The following is a 17,982-nucleotide window of genomic DNA, read 5'->3' on the forward strand; positions in this document are numbered from 1 at the left end:
ATTCGCACAATTCGCGGTTGAAATCCTCCGTGCCTCTGTGTCTCCGTGGTAACGATTCGTCACCATTCTCGTACCGTGCATTCGAAGATCGTGATGCGAAGTGATATTCTGCGGACACGTGGAAACGTCGTTTGCGCCTCTCCTTCCCTCTTCAACGGCCGGCATCATGAGCGTATATCTCGGGATCGACATCGGGACCAGCGGAACCAAGACTCTCGCTATTCAGGAAGATGGCCGCATCCTGGCCTCCGCCACGTTTGAATATCCGCTCTCGAGTCCCAGGCCCGGCTGGTCCGAACAGAATCCCGAAGACTGGTGGAACGCCGCTGCCGACAGCGTTCAGGCGGTACTTGCCAAAGGGAAGATCGCGCCTGCGGATGTCAAAGGGATCGGGCTTTCCGGTCAAATGCACGGCAGTGTCTTTCTCAATCGACAGCATCAGGTCATTCGTCCGGCACTTCTCTGGAACGATCAGCGGACCGCTGCTGAATGCGAAGAGATCGAACAGCGGGCCGGAGGACGAGCTGCCCTGATTGAGATGGTGGCGAACCCCGCTCTCACCGGGTTCACAGCTCCGAAGATTCTCTGGCTGCGCAATCACGAACCTCAACACTACGAACAACTGGCTCAGGTTCTCCTTCCGAAAGATTATGTTCGGTTTCGGCTCACCGGTGAGTTCGCGACGGAAGTGAGTGATGCTTCCGGCACCTTGCTGCTGGATGTCCGCAATCGGAACTGGAGCAGGCAGTTGCTGGGGAGGCTGGAGATCGACCCGGCCCTTCTGCCGAAAGTCTACGAATCGGAGGAAGTGAGCGGCAAACTGCATGCGGAGGCTGCCCGTCGACTCGGCCTGCCAGCAGGAGTTCCGGTGGTGGGAGGAGGGGGAGATCAGGCAGCGGGGGCGGTCGGGAACGGGATCGTCTCCCGGGGAGTCATCTCCGCGACCATGGGGACCAGCGGCGTCGTTTTCGCTCACAGTGACGAAGTGCAGATCGACTCGCAGGGCCGGATCCACACCTTCTGTCATGCCGTGCGGGGCAAATGGCATGTGATGGGGTGTGTCCTCTCCGCGGGGGGGAGTCTGCAGTGGTACCGCAACCAGCTGGGGCAACCGGAACAGGCGACAGCCTGTGCGATGGGAGTGGACCCGTATGTCCTTCTGACTGCGGAAGCGGGGCAGGCTCCCGCTGCTTCCGAAGGGCTCTTCTTTCTCCCCTATCTGACAGGCGAACGCTCACCGCATGCCGATCCGGATGCACGGGGTGCCTGGATCGGCTTGAGCCTGCGGCATGGTCGGCCGCATCTGGTTCGTTCTGTGATGGAAGGGGCGACCTACGCCATGCGGGACTGTCTGGAAGTCATCCGCGAGATGAATATTCCGATCGACCAGATCCGACTCTCGGGAGGGGGAGGTCGCAGCCAGTTCTGGCGTCAGTTGCAGGCAGATATCTACGGCCAGCAGGTTGTCACGATCAACGCTGAGGAAGGCCCCGCTTATGGAGTGGCGTTGCTGGCAGCTGCCGGAACGGGGGCCTACCGCGACGTCGTGGAGGCGTGTCACGCAACGATTCGCGTGGAAACCCGGACCGAGGCCGACGCTCTTCACAAGGCGAAGTACGAACAGGCCTATCCGCTCTACCAGCAACTCTACCGATCGCTGAAATCGGACTTTGCCGACATTGGACGACTGGTCCGTTCGTGAATATGGAACCACGGAAGGCACGGAAGAAGAGGTTGGACCGCGAATCGGGCGGATGGAGCGAGCGGACACGAGTTGGTTTAGGGAGACACTCAGCACTCAGCACTCAATGATTTGTCATTTGTCATTTGTCATTTGGGATTTGTCATTTGTCATTTGGGATTTGTCATTTGGGATTTGGGATTTGGGCTCACACGAACGAAAACCCTTCTTCTCATTCGCTGAATTCGCCCGATTCGCGGTTCAAACTTTTCTTCCGTGTCTTTCCGTGCTTTCCGTGGTTAAAATCTTCTGGTAAACACCTCCAGCTCACCGGTCATGGCCAAGCACTGTAACCATTACGACATGGCATTCGAGCGGCTGTTACGGCTGATCAGGCGGCCGTATGTGTCGGTGAATGAGAATCGGCGGGCGCTCTTTCAGGATTCCTCTCTGAAGTCGATGGATTTTGTTGTCTACTCCGAGCGGGCCAAGAATCTTCTGATCGATGTCAAAGGTCGCAGGTGCGTTCCCGGGAGTCGCAGCTGGGAGAGCTGGACGACCGAAGAGGATGTTTCGAGTCTCATGCAGTGGGAACAGGTTTTCGGGTCTGGTTTCAAGGGGTTGTTGGTCTTTGCCTATGAGCTGACAGAGCCCCGGGACCTGGAGCAGCATTCCCTGGTCTGGGATCTGAAAGGGCGTCGCTACGCATTTTATGGAGTGTGGGCGGATGACTACGCCCGCAGAATGCAGCCTCGCTCCCCCAGCTGGCAGACGGTTTCGTTGCGGGCCGGTGATTTTCGCGAGATCCGCCAGCCGCTCCTGGACCTGCTGTAAGGGTGTCCGGTTTTCGCTTCTGCCCGGGGACGACTCCCGATTCATGGGGCGGGTGGGCTCTTCCCGCTCGCACACGGCCGAAAGTTGCAGTAAGGTTAGATTCTGTTCAGGTGTCCGCAGGGAGCCTGCAGCGACGTCACGTGTACTCGCCGGGTGCGAGATGCGCACGTTCAGCTGTCAAATCGGAGGTGCGGAACCCGAAACCCCAAGCTGTAGAATCGCCTGGAGAAACATTCCTCGGAAACGTCGTTTGGAAACTCGCTGTCCCGACCCGGTTCCAGAAGCAGGCTGCCTGTCGCCTCGGCAGGTCGCTGGATCTGACAGCACAAAGAAATGCCCCTCGTCAAACTTCAAGCTCTCCTGCAATCTGTCGAACCCGCCGCTCACCTGGTGGAGCCGCTGGTCCTGCGCCGAGTGGTCCGGCTGGATCGACGGCTCCAGGGACTGCGGTTCGTCATCCCGCACGATTTCAGCTACACGATCGATCGCGACCGACTGCTGGCCTTCGTCGAACTCGATGAGCTGGCGATTCCTCCGGGTTCGGATCTTCCCCGACGGGTCATCTTGCTTTCGCAGCCGGACGATGATGAACTGCAAGACGAAAGCCGCTGGCCGGCGATTCAGGAGCGTTATTGCCGGTTGCTGTTTCATGCCTGTGTGCATTTGCAGCTGGACAATCATCTGGCGCGTGACCCGCTGGAAACGGAATGGGTCAATGCGAGGAAGCTGCAGATCGGCGATGTGGAATTCTCCGAGATTCACGATGTGCTGCTGAAGGAGAACCTGCTCTTTCAACCCCCGTCCGATGCAGAAACGTATATCGAGTTCGCAGCTCACTCGCTGGAACTGAAATACTTCGCACCCGCGGAACGCCCGATCTACTATCCGGGGATCCGGAACTGGAATGAGGTCGATCACCTCCTGCAGGCGGATGTCGACCATGAGCAGCTCTTTCAGCGGATTCAGCAGATTCGCGGCAGCCACCCGGGCGGCGCTTCGAATGCGGCGTTGATGCCCACGCAGACCTTGAAGATTCCCCGGCTGCTTCTGCGGCGGGATTCTCTGGCGGTATTCCGTCAGCTGATGGCGAAAGCGGCGGCAGCTGCTGAACTCGGAAATAGTGTCAAAGGGGCTTTGACGTATCTGAGGGCATCCAGACAGGCTCCCTCTGGACACGAGGCTGAAGCACAGGCGGCCGCAGATCGTGAACTCGTCACGTTCTCGCAGCGGCTGCAGCGGGTGTTTCAGCTCACCGATGACGAAGCCGAACAATGGCGGGTCGCCCTGCAGCCGTTGCTGCTTCCCGCGGTCGACGGATTCTGGTCGACGGAGGCCCGGCTGCTCTATGACCTGCAAAAAGTCTGTTCGGAGCAGGAACGAGGAGTTTACCGTGTCGACCTGATCGACTGGATTCGGACATTTGGACGACGGCCGCTGCGCCGGAGTCTTCCGTTGATGCAGGACGCACTGACCCTGCGTCACCTGCGAACCGTGCAGAGGCGCATTGCGCTCGCGCGGATCAGTCCCGGGGAACAGGCACAGCTGGCCCACCTGCTCGAAGGAGTGCTCCCCCGCATCGAGACTCGTTCCCGCGATCGTCTGCGACAGATTATCAATGATGTTTTCGACGAGGTCGGCTTCATTCCTCACAACGTGCTCGAGGTCGTCGCGCGTCGAAAGCTGGTTGAAGAACTCCTCGACCGGATCGTCGAACGGAGCTACTTCAACCTGGGTGACCTGCGGGACGCCATCTCCAAGAACGATCTGAAACTCGCCGACGTAACAACCCTGTCGGCGCTGGTCTTCGGCGATTGCGTGCTGAAGGCGGATCGCCGATTCGACACCGTTCTGGACGGCATTTATCGACGCGGAGCCATTTATCTCCGGTGGCCGCAGACGCTCAGTTCGATGGCGTTCGGGACCAACTTCGGCCGGATGCTGACCCGGCATCTCTTTATCCCTTTCGGCGGGGCCTATCTGCTGATCGAATTTCTGCACCATATGGCCCTGATGATCACCGGGGAAGATGTGCACGCCGAAGCCGCGGAGAGCGTTCCAGTCGCTGTTGAGGCTGCTCCTCAGCAACCGGACTTGCTCCTCTGGAGTGGGGTGATTCTGCTGGGGACCTGGATTTCGCTGCTGATTCAGCGTCCCGAATTCCGGGCGTGGAACGTGGCAGTTCTGACCAGTGCCTGGCGAATGATCCGGCACGTCGTGGTCGATCTCCCGTCACAGCTTGTGAATTCGGATTCCGTCCAGAAGATTCTGGCGAGCCGGACGTTTTCCGTGCTGCGGAGCTACGTGCTGGAACCGGGACTGCTGGTTTCACTGATGACTCTGTTCGCCTTGATCGCTGGACGCACCTGGGATTTCCGGACGATTCTCGATATCTATCTGGTGACAGCCCTGTTCCTGAATTCGCCTGTCGGGCGCTGGGTCTCCGAACGGACGGTCGACCTGCTCGTGCGTGCGTGGCAGGAATTCAAGATGCACATCTTTGCTGCCATGGTGCAATGGATTGTCGACGTATTCGACTGGCTGCTGGTGGCACTGGAACGTGTGGTCTATACGGTTGATGAATGGCTTCGCTTCCGCACCGGTGACGACCGCGCCATGCGGTGGGTCAAGCTGGCAGGGGGCGTCGTCTGGTTCTTCGTGTCGTACGTGGTGGTGTTCATCTTCACGCTGCTGGTGGAACCGCAGATCAATCCTCTGAAACACTTTCCCGTGGTGACGGTGTCTCACAAGCTGATTCTCCCCGCACTGCCGGAGTTTGTGCGGAAGCTCACTCCTTATCTGGGGAAGAAGTCTGCCCAGACGCTGGTCTTCACCACGATCTGGCTGATCCCCGGCGTGTTCGGATTTCTTGTCTGGGAACTGAAAGAGAACTGGCGTCTGTACGCAGCCAACCGCCCGAAGAAGATCGGAGCCGAGCCAATCGGCCATCACGGTGAGACGATGCTGCGTCTGCTGCGTCCGGGATTCCATTCGGGAACATTGCCGAAGTCGTTCGCCACACTGCGTCGATTCATGAAGAAAGGGAGTGCTGCGGAGGAGAGTCGGATCCAGCGAAAGCGCGCCGGGATTCTGCATGTCGAAGAAGCTGTGCAGCATTTCGTGGAACGGGAACTGATTGCTCTGCTGGAAGAAGTCCCGTTCCTTCCCGAAACGCAGCTGCAGGTGCGAAACGTCCATGCGGCCACCAACCGGATCGAACTGGAGCTGCTGCGGGCGGATCAACCGGAGGACCCTGCGCGACTGACCTGGGAATACAGTCACGGTCAGCTGGTCGGGAAAATCGATCCCGCCGGCTGGATCGATCAGCTGTCCGAAGAGGATTTTGAACTCCTCAAATCAGGGCTGGAGCAACTCTTCCAGCTGGCAGGCGTGCAGAATGTCGAAGGTCAGGTTCAGTTGTCTGTCGCTCCTCCGATTGTCTGGGAAGATTCCGTCACCTACTGGACCCGCGCGCGGCACAACTCACAGCAGCCCGTCACGATTTGAAGCAGAACAGGAATGCTACCTGGTCGAAGGGAGCGTCGCTTCTGTTTGCCCCCCGTCTTTCACAGGAAGATTCTGGGCGAACGAAATGTTGAAATCAGCGAGGCCCACCGCAGCGATGACCGCAGCGAAGATTGCTTTTGAAACGTTGCGCACGGGCCGTCCTCTCGATCGTTTGAAAAATGAGATCTCAACGCGTTTCGGCTCTGCAAGTTATTCTCTGGACGCCTTCAGCAGATTACAAGATCAGCATGGCGTCTCCGTAGCTGTAGAAGCGATACCGCTCCCGGATCGCTTCCTCATAGGCTCGCAACATCAGCTCGCGTCCGGCAAAAGTGCAGACCAGCACCAGCAGTGTGGACTTGGGAAGATGAAAGTTGGTGATCAGCATGTCGACGGCACGAAATTGAAACGGAGGGCGGATGAACAGATCAGTTTCCCCCTGCCACTCAGTGATGGGACCGCGAGCTGCAACGGTTTCAAGAGTTCTGACTGATGTCGTTCCGACCGCGACCAGCCGTCCCTGCTGTTCGCGCATGTGAGAGATGGCCTGAACGGTTTCAGCGGGAAGTTCGCACCATTCGTGATGCATCCGATGATCTTTCAGGTGATCGGCACTGACGGGACGAAAGGTTCCCAGTCCCACATGCAGCGTCACTTTGGCCGTCTGGATTTCTCTCTGACGGCACCGCTCGAAGATTTCCGGAGTGAAGTGCAGGCCAGCTGTCGGGGCCGCGACCGCGCCCGGCTTCTCAGCGTACGTGGTCTGATAACGTTCCCAGTCGCTGGCTGCTGCGTCGCGATGCATGTAGTGCGGAAGAGGGAGAGTTCCAAATCGTTCGAGCAGGGCAAATGTCGGTTGCTCAGAGAGGGGCCGGACAATCCATTCTCCTCCCGACTGACGCTCTTCCAGTAACAGCTCCACGGAAGCGACTGATTCGAGGGAAGCAGTTGCTGGTGCTGGACCCGGCGTTAACCGGACCTGTTCTCCGGGCTGAAGCGTACCTCGCGTCTGTCCGATGATTCGCCACCGGCCTTCGGGTTCTTCACGCAGGAACAGCCCTTCCCATTTCCCTCCTGTCGCTGAGCGGACACCAAACAGCCGGGCAGGAACGACCCGGGTATTGTTCATCACCAGCAGGTCGTGCGGGGCCAGCAGGTCGGGCAGTTCGTGAAACTGACGGTGCACAATGGACTGCGATTTCCGGTCGATCACCATCAACCGGGAAGCATCCCGCCGCTCGCTGGGCTGCTGGGCAATCAACTCCTCGGGGAGGTGATAATCGTAGTCGTGGATGGACTCGTCAGGGGGCATCGTGAAGCTTCGGGGATGGGTCTCCGGGGATGATCGTTCTGCCCCCGAAAAATGGGGAATCAGGAAATCCCCTTGCGGGAAACGGCATTTTTGCCCGAACGGTCTCTCGGAGGACGCGGCGAGCGGCAGAATCTGCGACTGAAGATAACAACCTGGGAGCGGGGGGGCAGTCCGGTCGACCAGATTTTCGGGATGGTGTACAAGCGGTCCTGCTCGTCAGCCACTGAAATTCGAACCTATCAAGCCATGCGGCTGCTCTCACTTACCCTGTGCCTGCTGGTCGTCGTTGCCGATTTCTCTGCAACGACGCCGTCGGTCTTCGCACAGGATCCCGAGAGCATCGGCGCAATCGATTTTCCCGAGGCTGTCGATTACGGCATGACCAGCACCGACTCGTACGTCCCCTCTTATCAGGTGCAGGGGCCGAGTTTTCTGGCCGGTTCCGATACCTGGACCTGGAAATTCCTTCCGGAAGGCTATCTCTACCACACTTACCTGGCCAGCGAAGCCGAACCCCGGCTGGCGGTGCAGGTGTTTTCAGAAACCCATCAGGGATCCTTCGTCGATTCCTTCATCGGCGGGCGAATCGGCTTTGTCCGGTTCGGTCGACAGGACTCTCCTGAAGGATTTCAGCTCGACCTGCTGGGAGGGGCCAATCTTCGTCAGGACCCGACTCCCGACTGGGACGTCGATTCGGTCCAGTTCCGATACGACATCCCGTTGACGTATCGAAAAGGTCCGCACGCCTGGAAGTTCGGCTTCTATCACATCAGTGCTCATCTCGGGGATGAGTTCCTGATCAAGAATCCGACTTATGACCGGCTGAACTGGCTGAGAGATTCTCTCTACCTGGGCTATTCGTATTTTCCGATTCCCGAAGTACGTCTGTACGGGGAAGTGGGCTGGGCGTTCAATTCGGATGTGTCCGAGCCCTGGGAGTTTCAGTTCGGACTGGAAATCGCGCCGGTCTATCCGACCGGGATTCATGGGGCTCCGTTCATCGCGATGAACGTGCATCTCCATCAGGAGCTCGACTACGGCGGTTCGTTCAACATTCAGGGAGGCTGGTCCTGGCGTGGAGAAGGGCTCAGCTCGGGCCTGCTGCGGACCGGTCCATATTACTTCGACGGCGGCAGCCCTCAGTTTTCCTTCTATCAAGTCCACGAACAGCAGATCGGCTGGGGTCTGTGGTACGACTTCTGAGAGCAGAGGTCAGGGGACGGGGGGCAGGGGGCTGTGGTTGTTGATCCACTGTTCCAGGAAGGCGAAGGCGGTTTGTTCCTGTTCGCCTGCTGTCTTGTCGACGATGACAGCGAACTGCTCGAGCTGTCGATTGATCTCTTCACGCGGCACCAGATGGAGTCGGGTTGCCAGAATCGCCGTTTCCAGCACTGCGTGCTTGGCACGGTTGAAGCCCCAGAACTCCCGGTTCAGGCCGACATGCACGACCCGCGTTTCTATCTCACTGCGGGGCCGCGAATCATCAATCGCAGTCACCTCAAACTCGTACCACCGGCAGGCATCCGCGATCACGCTGCCAGAAACTCGAGCGGCGGGAATGAGTGCTGGCAGGTCTGTGAGGGCACCGACCGCTGCCCGTGCGATGAGTCTGACGTCATCCACGACATGAAACACCCCGCAGCCTGTCCGTTTCAGATTCCCGAACGTCGTCGAGGTCTGAAACGGGCGGAACCGGAACGAAGTCAATTCCTCATTCACGACCGGCCCCATCGGTGCGATATTGATCGTCCCGTCGGGGTTCCGTGTCGTGCAGAGACCTTCCAGAATCATCGTTCGTTCCAGCGCTGCTACTTGGCGATACTCCACCGCAGATAGGCTTCGATGAACGGATTCAAATCACCGTCGAGCACTTCAAACGGATTGCTTTGCTTCAGTTCCGTTCGATCGTCTTTGACGAACTGCTGTGGCTGCAGAACGTAATGACGAATGGTCTGTCCGCCGAATCCGATCTTGGATTTCTCGCCGCGCCGGGCTGCGATTGCCTGCTCTTCTTTTTCCTGTTGAAGCTGATAGAGCTTGGCGACCAGCATCTTGCGGGCCAGGGCCCGGTTCTGGTGCTGGCTGCGTTCGTTCTGACACTGCACGACCACTCCCGTTGGGAAGTGGGTCAGTCGAATGGCGGAACTGGTCTTGTTGACCTTCTGGCCTCCAGCTCCCCCCGCGCGGAAGACGTCTTCGCGCACTTCCTTTCCGCTTTCCCAGTCGATGTCGATGTCCCCGGTGTCGCCCGCATCCGGTGTGACGTCGACCGCCGCAAACGCCGTATGACGGCGACCCGCTGAATCAAACGGACTGATCCGAATGAGTCGGTGGTTGCCTGTTTCTCCTTTGAGATAACCGAAGGCGTAGTCCCCCTTGATCAGCAGGGTCACATTCCGCACGCCGGCCTCTTCCCCGTCGGAACGGTCAATCTCTTCCGCTTCGAAGCCATTGCGTTCGCACCAGTGCAGGTACATCCGCATGAGCATCTCAGCGAAGTCAGCAGAGTCCGTCCCCCCTTCACCCGCCTGAATTGCCAGGTAAGCGTTCCCGGCATCTTCAGGGTTCTTCATACTGGCCTGCAGCTCGGCTGCATCCAGTTTCTTGGAGAGGGAATCGACTGTCGTACGGATCTCTTCGATCGTCGCTTCGGAGTCATCCTCTTCGGCGAACTCCACCAGCACGCCCAGGTCGTCCGAACCCTGATTCAACTCTTCCAGCGGCTTGACCACCGCCTTGAGGCGACGCATTTCCGTAATCAGTTCCTGAGCCTTCTCCTGATTGTCCCAGAAGTTTGGTGCGGACATGATCTCATCGATTTCTACGATTCGCTTCTGCTTGTCGTCGTAGTCAAAGAGAGTCCTTCAGCTGAAGGATGCGCTCAGTCAGGTTCTGAATTTGTTCGCGAAGCTCGCTGTCCATGTCGGGGACTTTCCGGGGAGTGCTATTGATGGAAACTGAAGTTTAGAAAAATTCCGGGGACGGGACCACTAAGTGTCGGAGGAGAGTCCAGAGTCCAGAGCTGACTGCTGAGAGCTGACTGCTGAGAGCTGAGAGCTGAGAGCTGAGAGCTGAGAGCTGAGAGCTGAGAGCTGAGAGCTGACTGCACATGTGTTTATGCAGGTGACGATTGAATCAGCATTCCCGATCAACATTCGCAGATTCGAGACTTCTGGGACTCGGGGCCAGTCTGCACGTTGAACCCGGGGGTTCTTTCTCCCTAAAATAGAGTTGCTTGCGGGGGTCGAGTGCGAAAATTCTCGGCCGGTTCTTAAACGATTCTGCCTCAGTGGAATTTTCGGAGGAATCTGGTTGTCTGCCACAACTTTCATGACACTCAACGAACTGTATGAAGAGTTCGAATTTCTCGCCGATTGGGAAGAACGTTGTGACTTCCTGATCGATCTTGGATTTGATCTGCCCAAGCTGCCCGCCGAAGCGAAGGTCGAAGAGAATCGGGTTCACGGTTGTCAGAGCAATGTCTGGCTGATCGCGGAGCTCAACGATATGACCTCCCCGCCGACCATCGAATTCGTGGCCAACAGCGACGCCATGATTGTCAATGGCCTGATCGCAGTTCTGATGATGATCTACAACGGCAAGACTCCGTCAGAGATTCTGAACACGGATGTTGAGAAGATCTTCCGCAAGCTGGAACTGGATCGACATCTGAGCTCCCAGCGAAGAAACGGACTCTTCGGGATGGTCACGCGGCTGCGGGAGATCGCCCGCGATGCTGAGGCCCGGTGAACCGACTGGCGTGAACGGGTGTCTTACTGAGCAGTGTTTGCCGGCATCTCGAGAGGATGTCTCTTCACAGGTTGAAAGGAGGTCGTCTCCGTTGAAGATCTCCTTCAGCGTACGACCTTCAATCGATAGCCACACCCATGTTTGATATCGCGACGGTCCGCCGTCAATTCCCCATCTTCGCTCAAACGCTTCCTAAAGGTGTCCCGGTCACCTACCTCGATACCGCCGCCTCCGCCCAGAAGCCACAGGCGGTCATCGATGCGGAAAAACGGGTCTACGAAACGCACTATGCGAACGCGTACCGCGGTGTCTATCGCTTCGGTGCGGAGATCGATGATGAGCTTGAAGCGAGTCGCGAGGCGGCTCGCTCCCTGATTCGCGCCGAGAGCACGGAAGAGATCTCCTTCACATCCGGAACGACACTCGCGCTCAACACCGTTGCCTTCGGGTGGGGTCGAAAGCATCTGCAGCCCGGCGACGAAATTGTTCTGAACCTGATGGAACACCACGCCAATTTTGTCCCCTGGCAACAGGTGGCGCAACAGACCGGGGCGGTTCTCAAATTCATTCCCCTCACCTCAGAGGGAGAACTCGACCTGAATCGACTCGACGAGTTTATCACCCCCCGCACCAAGATCCTGAGCGTCACCGGGATGTCGAACGTCCTGGGAACGATCAATCCCATCTCGCTGCTGTCCGAGAAAGTTCACGCTGTCGGCGGCGTACTGGTCGTTGACGGGGCGCAAAGCGTTCCTCATGGCGAAACCGATGTCATGCAGCAGGGGATCGATTTTCTTGCGTTTTCCGGGCACAAGCTGTACGGACCGACGGGGATTGGCGTCCTCTACGGCAAGCGGGAACTGCTGGAGCAGATGGACCCATTTGTATTCGGCGGTCATATGATCGAGCGGGTTCATCTGGAATCTTCAACATGGTCGCATCTTCCCGCGAAGTTCGAGGCTGGGACAATTCCCATCGTGCAGGCGATCGCCCTGAAAACCGCCATCGACTATGTCACAGCGGTCGGCTTCGATGCGATCCATGCACACGAACAGGAGTTGCTGGAATACGCCTGGCAACAGCTTGTGGAAGTTCCGGGGATCAGAATCTACGGGCCCCCGCCAAACCGACGAGGGGCGATCATTGCCTTCACCATGGAAGGGGGGCATCCCGAGGATGTGGCTCAGCTCTTTGACAGGAAAGGCGTGTTCGTGCGGCACGGCCACCACTGCACGATGCCCCTGCATGACTCGCTGGGAGTTTCGGCGACCATCCGGGTCAGCTTCGGCATGTACAATACCCGTGAAGATGTGGATGCTCTGATGGGAGCGTTGACCTTCGCCCGCCAGAAGTTGCGACTGGTCAAGACTTGATGAGAGTTGAGAGCTGGCGAACAGCTGAATTGCCTGCTCTGGACTCTCGTCTCGTGGCTCGCGACTTCACCTCGTTGCTTCAAGGCGAACGCCGTGGGGCAGGGTCCCTTCCCGTGAAATTGACTCTTCTGTGCTCTATAATCCTTCCCGGGCCCTTTGACACACTGCAATCGGATTTGCCGGATGGCTACTGATTTCGCAACTCAGACTTCTTCCGCACCCCGGACCCCCTCAGCCATGGAATTCGTACAGCGGCAATTCGCAACGTTGTTCGAACCCCCTGAAGCACTGGTGCTGGAAAGTGGTGCGACACTCGGGCCGATTCAGGTCGCGTATGAGACCTATGGCGAGCTCTCGCCACGCAAAGACAATGTCGTTTACATCTGCCACGCCCTCACAGGCGATGCGCATGTCGCGGGTCGGAATGCAGCGACCGATCGAAAACCGGGCTGGTGGGATGGATTTGTCGGCCCCGGCAAAGCGATTGACACCAACAAGTATTTTGTCGTCTGCTCGAATGTGCTGGGGGGATGCCAGGGGACGACTGGTCCCGCGAGCATCAATCCACAGACTGACGAACCTTACGGATCGAACTTTCCTTTCATCACCATTCGTGACATCGTGCAGGTCCATATCGGACTGCTCGACTATCTGGGAATCGAGAAGCCACTGGCTGTGGTGGGGGGAAGCCTGGGGGGAATGCAGGCCCTCGAATGGTCCGTCAGCCATCCAGACCGCCTGGGTTCGGCGATCCTGCTGGCATCCGGAGCCCGGCTCAAGGCGCAGGGGATTGCCTTTAATGCAGTCGGACGCCGAGCGATCTACGCGGATCCCCTGTTTCGCGGCGGCAATTACTACAACGAAGAAGAGAAGCCGCACTTCGGGCTGGCGCTGGCCCGCATGATCGCGCATATCACGTATCTGTCCGAACAGTCGATCGAACTGAAGTTCGGCCGCAAGCTGCAGAACGGGGATCAGTTCGGGTACGACCTCAGGGCGGAAACGGAGTTTCAGGTCGAAAGCTATCTGCATTATCAGGGGCGATCCTTCGTTGACCGCTTTGACGCCAACAGCTATCTCACCCTGACCCGGGCGATGGATTATTTCGACATGATCGAACGGCACGGTTCGCTGACGGACGCCTTTGCAAAGGCCCGCGCGAAGTTTCTGGTCGTCGCTTACACCTCGGACTGGCTCTTCCCCACGTCGCAGAGTCTGGAAATCGTGCAGTCACTGGTCGAGGCTCGCCGGCATGTCACCTTTTACGAACTGCAGAGCCCTTACGGGCATGATGCGTTTCTCGTGGATCAGGAACTCCCCAAGCTGGAACGGCTGGTCTCCCCGTTCCTGGCCCGGAACTATCAGGACCGCGTGTTCGTCGGGACATCGTCATCGAAAGGGTAATCCCCGCCATGACGACCGGCGACGAACTGACCCCGATGGTTTCAACGTTTCGAGGCTGAGGTACAGGCCCCCTTCATGTGTGCAAAAATCCGTCAGTTTCTCGATCCCCGTGTTGCGGTGACCAACGATCTGATCATTCAGCAGATCGAGCGGGGAAGCCGTGTCGTCGACCTCGGCTGCGGTGATGCGGAACTGCTGGAACGACTGCGGCTGGAACACGATTGTGACGTCCTTGGTGTCGAATTCGATGAAGCTGCTTTCGTGCAGGCGATCGAACGGGGCGTTCCCATTCTTCAGGCAGACCTGAATCAGGGGCTGCATTCTCTCCCCTCGAAATCTTTCGACTTTGCCATTCTGAGTCAGACGCTGCAGCAGATCCGCAGACCTCTTGAACTGCTGCATGACATCTTTCGCGTTGCCCATCGAGCCATCGTGGTGGTCCCCAACTACGGCTACTGGCGCGTGCGGCTGCAGGTGGGGCTGCTCGGCAGGGCTCCGGTAACGGACGATCTTCCCTATGAATGGTACGAATCTCCGAACGTGCACTTTCTCTCGATGCTGGACTTCCGGGAACTGGCCGGGCGAGGCAATTTCCGCATCGTGAAAGAGATTCCGATCATCGGGAGCCGAGCTGTCGACAAGGCCTTCTGTGCCAATCTGCGGGCCCACAGCGCCATGTACGTTGTTGAACGGGCCGAAGTCTCTCAGACCGCTCCGCCAAAACCGGTCGCGCAAACCTGACGCACCGGCCTGCAACGACGAGTCGATTTCATCTCAGCCTGTTCATGGAAGCCCCGATGTCTCTTGAAGCCTCGACTCCTGATGCTGCTCCGGTTCTGGATCTGCTGGTCGCCTTTCGCAAGTCGAAAGCAATGTTTGCCGCGGTTCAGCTCGGGCTCTTCGATGCTCTGTATAAAGGACCAAAACCCCTCGCCGAACTGAATGCCGAGTTGAAGACTCATGAGCCGTCTCTGCTTCGGCTCGTTGATGCCCTGGTCGGGATGCAGCTGCTGCAACGCGACGGAGACAAGTATGCGAATTCTCCGGCAGCAGATGCCTATCTGACGGCCGCCAGTCCCTGCCGCCTCACCGGCTACATCAACTTCTCCAGCCGGGTCGGATGGAAGTTATGGGGTCATCTGGAAGACGGCGTTCGCGAGGGGACTCATCGCTGGTCACAGACATTCGGCGATGATCAGCCGATCTTCTCTCACTTCTACCGGGATGAGAGGGATAAGCGTGAGTTCCTCATGGGGATGCACGGGTTCGGACTGATCAGCTCTCCGCATGTGGTCAAAGCGTTTGACCTGAGCCGCTTCAAACAGCTGGTCGATCTGGGAGGAGCAACGGGTCATCTCACCATGGCCGCCTGCCAGCAATATCCTCAGCTGCGAGGTTGCGTCTTCGATCTGCCTGAAGCAATCCCGCTCGCACGCGAGATCGTCGCTGCGTCTCCTGTTGCGGACCGGATTGAAGTCACCGGCGGAGACTTCTTCACGGATGCTCTTCCAGAAGCAGACCTGTATGCACTCGGACGGATCCTTCACGACTGGAGCGAAGAAAAGAGTCTCCAGCTGCTGCGGAAGATTCACGCTGCCCTGCCGACAGGCGGAGCACTGCTGGTGGCGGAGAAGCTGGTCAATCCTGATCGCACCGGGCCGGAATGGGCTCAGATGCAGGACCTGAATATGCTCGTCTGCACCGAAGGACGCGAACGGACGCTCGCGGAATATGAGCAGCTGCTGAAGTCGGCCGGGTTCAATGAAGTGAGCGGCTGCGTGACGGACTCACCCGCTGACGCGATCCTCGCTGTGAAGGCATAAGGTTCATCGATCACCGTGAACAACTTAATCAGCTTTTCGCTGCCAGCAGTCCACCCACGATGATGAAGAGAGACGCCAGGATGATGCGGGGCGGGTTGACGGTTTTCCATTCCGCCAGCAGGACCAGACCAGCGAGAACCGCGATCAAGGTATTCATGTTGTAAAGCGGGGCCAACTGGCTCATCGAGCCCCCCAGCTTTCTAAGCGAAATGGAAATCATTCCGACCGCACTCGCCCAGCTGACCCCGTAAAGGAATGCCAGCCCCGCACTCTTCAGGTCGCACGAAGCATCTTTTTCCAGAATCAAAAAGACGCTCCCGACGATGCAGGTGGTCAGACCCGTCACGATCAGAAACGGTCCCGTTCCCAGATGCGGACTGGCGAGCTTCTGGAAGATGCCGGCGAAACCCAGGACCAGGGCGGGAATCAATCCGCCGATCAGCAACGCGACATTTTTTGAAAGCATGATGGAAGCCGTTTTGGTAGTTCGCTTCACAGGCAGGAGACTCACCCGGAAGCTGAAGCCACCAATCTAGTGGAGACCGGCCCGGGAGCTCCATAGACTCTTAGTCCCGCCACCCTTCGATGGTCCACACGCTCGCGTTTTCAAATCCGCTCACCGCGCCCGTATTCGGAACTTCAGCCTGATGGAATTTACGTCCGTGCCGCTGCAGATACGCGGTCAGCTGTTCTGACCAGGCAATACGATACGCTTCATCGGACCAGCCGGTGTAGGGGGCCGGAGGGAGCGGCAGCACATGCGGTCCCTCAGCCGGAACAGGCAGGACCTCACCCACCAGCCAGACGCGATGCTGGCTCTCCAGCGCCTGCTCAACTTTCGCTTTCACGTCCTCCAGGGGATGGGGTGAGAGCATCTTTTCCTTGAAAAGATCATAGCGGTGCATGGAGAGGTCACTCAGCACCGGCACCGTGATCCAGTCCGCTGTCCCGTGATAATACCATTGAAAACTGACTCCCATGTACCACGGGGAGACGACGATCAAATCCCCGTCAACGGCATCTCCTTCCAGTTGCCGGGCAATCAGATCCACGTTCGTGTTGCGGACCTGCATCTGCTGCGTGATCGTCGTCGGCAGCCCTCGAAGAATCCCCATCACAGCCAGCAGCCTGACTGTTCGCCACCAGTTTGAATTCGAAACCTGACTCACGATCAATTCGCTGGCACATGCGAGGACTGTCATCAGCAGAAGATAGTACCAGGATTGCGTGGGATAGCTGAGGACCATCAGGAATCCCAGATAGGCTGCCGGTGCCAGAATCAGAATTCCCAGGGCGTACAGGATCAGATTGGCCGACTCTGCATTCGGAAGTGGTTTCCACGGTGCGAGACAAAGCCGCACGATGCCGGCCACCAGCGAGCCGATCACGATGCTGAACCACGCGATCGAGAGGAGTGGCACATCTCCCCCCGAAGCTGCGAACATTTTCGAGACGAGCCCGAAGAACGATACCGGGACCTTCACCAACATAGTCCAGTCCGCACTTCGATACCCGGCCCAGTAAGGAAGGATCGAAAGCCCGCACACGGCGCCGATTCCCAGAACGATCGCTGCGGAGCGGTATTCCCGACGGATGAGCGAAACAGTTGCTGCTGACAGGCAGATGGCCAGCAACAGAAAACAGTTGTGCAAAGCGAACTGAACGCTCGCGAATGAAGTCAGAAACGCTGCAACAATCCACCCTCGTTGCGGGTGTTGTCTCGCGTTGGCCATGCATCCGAACGCCAGAGCGATCATCACGCATGCGATGCCGTATCCGCGGACCGTGGTTCCCCAGATCAGGAAAGTCGGGTTCAATCCCAGCAAAGCGAGTGCGAGGAGCGGAGGGCTTCTTTGCAACCACCATGCGTTACACCACAGGGCAGCGACCAGCATCAGGCCGACAGCCAATCCATAGAACCGGAAAACGACATCGTCGGTTCCCGCCAGTGAGGTGAGAGTTCGGATCAGGGCAGGGAACAGGAGAGGAAACGCCTCGAACTGGAACTTCTGCTGAACTTCAAGCCATGTCGGAAGCTGCGCCAGCTGGACACTCGCACATTCGTCCCGCCATAAACCACCGGCGAAAAGAGTGCGGACGACGAGCAGCATCACGATACGCGCCGTCAGCAGCAGCGAGGCCATCCATTCCAGGATCGTTAACGGCGAAAGTTTCACATCAGTCCTTCACAGGGGCCCGCACTCGGTGAGTGCCAATGAATCGCTGCTCAGGGGTCAGGATCACCTAACTCCCACCATCTCTTCCCTCTTCCCTCTTCCCTCTTCCCTCTGACAAATGACA

14 protein-coding genes are annotated in these 17,982 nt (G+C 58.1%); 9 read left to right on the plus strand and 5 right to left on the minus strand.

Features of this window, described 5'->3' with window-relative positions:
- The first annotated feature begins 166 nt into the window (after positions 1–166).
- The 3 genes from xylB (at position 167) to SH661x_RS03895 (ending at position 6,019) form a co-directional block, all read left to right on the plus strand.
- Complete coding sequence (xylB, locus tag SH661x_RS03885; protein ID WP_437228202.1) at positions 167–1,702, plus strand: xylulokinase; 1,536 nt, start codon at positions 167–169, stop codon at positions 1,700–1,702.
- A gap of 315 nt (positions 1,703–2,017) precedes the next feature.
- Positions 2,018–2,515 carry an HYExAFE family protein gene (locus SH661x_RS03890; protein ID WP_437228204.1) on the plus strand — a complete coding sequence of 166 codons (498 nt, stop codon included), beginning with the start codon at positions 2,018–2,020 and terminating at the stop codon, positions 2,513–2,515.
- 333 nt (positions 2,516–2,848) lie between these two features.
- On the plus strand, positions 2,849–6,019 hold the full coding sequence (locus SH661x_RS03895) for a hypothetical protein (RefSeq protein ID WP_437228206.1): 3,171 nt from the start codon (positions 2,849–2,851) through the stop codon (positions 6,017–6,019).
- Positions 6,020–6,254: 235 nt separating this feature from the next.
- Here SH661x_RS03895 and queA read toward each other — a convergent pair whose 3' ends face one another.
- Positions 6,255–7,331, minus strand: a complete 1,077-nt coding sequence (gene queA / locus SH661x_RS03900) for a tRNA preQ1(34) S-adenosylmethionine ribosyltransferase-isomerase QueA (RefSeq protein ID WP_437228208.1) — start codon at positions 7,329–7,331, stop codon at positions 6,255–6,257.
- A gap of 90 nt (positions 7,332–7,421) precedes the next feature.
- On the opposite strand from queA, the gene SH661x_RS03905 reads away from it, so the two are divergent.
- The gene (locus SH661x_RS03905; RefSeq protein ID WP_437228210.1) at positions 7,422–8,534 is read left to right on the plus strand and encodes a DUF1207 domain-containing protein; all 1,113 of its coding nucleotides are present in this window, start codon (positions 7,422–7,424) and stop codon (positions 8,532–8,534) included.
- Between the two features lie 9 nt (positions 8,535–8,543).
- On the opposite strand, the gene SH661x_RS03910 is transcribed toward SH661x_RS03905, so the two are convergent.
- Positions 8,544–9,122, minus strand: a complete 579-nt coding sequence (locus SH661x_RS03910; RefSeq protein ID WP_437228212.1) for a DUF447 domain-containing protein — start codon at positions 9,120–9,122, stop codon at positions 8,544–8,546.
- Between the two features lie 17 nt (positions 9,123–9,139).
- Positions 9,140–10,253, minus strand: a protein-coding gene (gene prfB, locus SH661x_RS03915; RefSeq protein WP_437228214.1) for a peptide chain release factor 2 whose coding sequence is annotated in 2 segments (ribosomal slippage) — positions 9,140–10,183 and positions 10,185–10,253 — 1,113 coding nt in all. Because the reading frame shifts where the segments join, the coding sequence is not laid out codon by codon here.
- A 390-nt stretch (positions 10,254–10,643) separates the two neighbouring features.
- Here prfB and SH661x_RS03920 point away from each other — a divergent pair.
- The 5 genes from SH661x_RS03920 to SH661x_RS03940 all read left to right on the plus strand — a co-directional run bounded on the left by SH661x_RS03920 (position 10,644) and on the right by SH661x_RS03940 (position 15,681).
- The gene (locus SH661x_RS03920) at positions 10,644–11,081 is read left to right on the plus strand and encodes a SufE family protein (protein ID WP_437228216.1); all 438 of its coding nucleotides are present in this window, start codon (positions 10,644–10,646) and stop codon (positions 11,079–11,081) included.
- A 137-nt stretch (positions 11,082–11,218) separates the two neighbouring features.
- Positions 11,219–12,454, plus strand: coding sequence for an aminotransferase class V-fold PLP-dependent enzyme (locus tag SH661x_RS03925; RefSeq protein ID WP_437228218.1), 1,236 nt, complete (start codon positions 11,219–11,221; stop codon positions 12,452–12,454).
- A 183-nt stretch (positions 12,455–12,637) separates the two neighbouring features.
- Positions 12,638–13,858 carry a homoserine O-acetyltransferase MetX gene (metX, locus tag SH661x_RS03930; protein WP_437228220.1) on the plus strand — a complete coding sequence of 407 codons (1,221 nt, stop codon included), beginning with the start codon at positions 12,638–12,640 and terminating at the stop codon, positions 13,856–13,858.
- A 75-nt stretch (positions 13,859–13,933) separates the two neighbouring features.
- Positions 13,934–14,599 carry a methionine biosynthesis protein MetW gene (gene metW / locus SH661x_RS03935; RefSeq protein WP_437228222.1) on the plus strand — a complete coding sequence of 222 codons (666 nt, stop codon included), beginning with the start codon at positions 13,934–13,936 and terminating at the stop codon, positions 14,597–14,599.
- A 56-nt stretch (positions 14,600–14,655) separates the two neighbouring features.
- The gene (locus SH661x_RS03940; RefSeq protein ID WP_437228224.1) at positions 14,656–15,681 is read left to right on the plus strand and encodes a methyltransferase; all 1,026 of its coding nucleotides are present in this window, start codon (positions 14,656–14,658) and stop codon (positions 15,679–15,681) included.
- 28 nt (positions 15,682–15,709) lie between these two features.
- Here the strand turns inward: SH661x_RS03940 and SH661x_RS03945 are convergent, their stop codons facing one another.
- Both SH661x_RS03945 and SH661x_RS03950 read right to left on the minus strand, forming a co-directional pair.
- The gene (locus SH661x_RS03945) at positions 15,710–16,147 is read right to left on the minus strand and encodes a hypothetical protein (protein WP_437228226.1); all 438 of its coding nucleotides are present in this window, start codon (positions 16,145–16,147) and stop codon (positions 15,710–15,712) included.
- A 100-nt stretch (positions 16,148–16,247) separates the two neighbouring features.
- Positions 16,248–17,858: a hypothetical protein gene (locus SH661x_RS03950; protein WP_437228228.1), complete on the minus strand. Its 1,611-nt coding sequence runs from the start codon at positions 17,856–17,858 to the stop codon at positions 16,248–16,250.
- Positions 17,859–17,982: the final 124 nt, after the last annotated feature.

Source organism: Planctomicrobium stercoris, assembly GCF_051465655.1.
GTDB lineage: Bacteria > Planctomycetota > Planctomycetia > Planctomycetales > Planctomycetaceae > Planctomicrobium.

Excerpts from the sequence above, each read along its gene's own strand:
- xylB (WP_437228202.1), top strand. The coding sequence starts at position 167 with ATGAGCGTATATCTCGGGATCGACATCGGGACCAGCGGAACCAAGACT.
- SH661x_RS03890 (WP_437228204.1), top strand. The coding sequence starts at position 2,018 with ATGGCCAAGCACTGTAACCATTACGACATGGCATTCGAGCGGCTGTTA.
- SH661x_RS03895 (WP_437228206.1), top strand. The coding sequence starts at position 2,849 with ATGCCCCTCGTCAAACTTCAAGCTCTCCTGCAATCTGTCGAACCCGCC.
- queA (WP_437228208.1), bottom strand. The coding sequence starts at position 7,331 with ATGCCCCCTGACGAGTCCATCCACGACTACGATTATCACCTCCCCGAG.
- SH661x_RS03910 (WP_437228212.1), bottom strand. The coding sequence starts at position 9,122 with ATGATTCTGGAAGGTCTCTGCACGACACGGAACCCCGACGGGACGATC.
- SH661x_RS03925 (WP_437228218.1), top strand. The coding sequence starts at position 11,219 with ATGTTTGATATCGCGACGGTCCGCCGTCAATTCCCCATCTTCGCTCAA.
- metX (WP_437228220.1), top strand. The coding sequence starts at position 12,638 with ATGGCTACTGATTTCGCAACTCAGACTTCTTCCGCACCCCGGACCCCC.
- metW (WP_437228222.1), top strand. The coding sequence starts at position 13,934 with ATGTGTGCAAAAATCCGTCAGTTTCTCGATCCCCGTGTTGCGGTGACC.
- SH661x_RS03940 (WP_437228224.1), top strand. The coding sequence starts at position 14,656 with ATGTCTCTTGAAGCCTCGACTCCTGATGCTGCTCCGGTTCTGGATCTG.
- SH661x_RS03945 (WP_437228226.1), bottom strand. The coding sequence starts at position 16,147 with ATGCTTTCAAAAAATGTCGCGTTGCTGATCGGCGGATTGATTCCCGCC.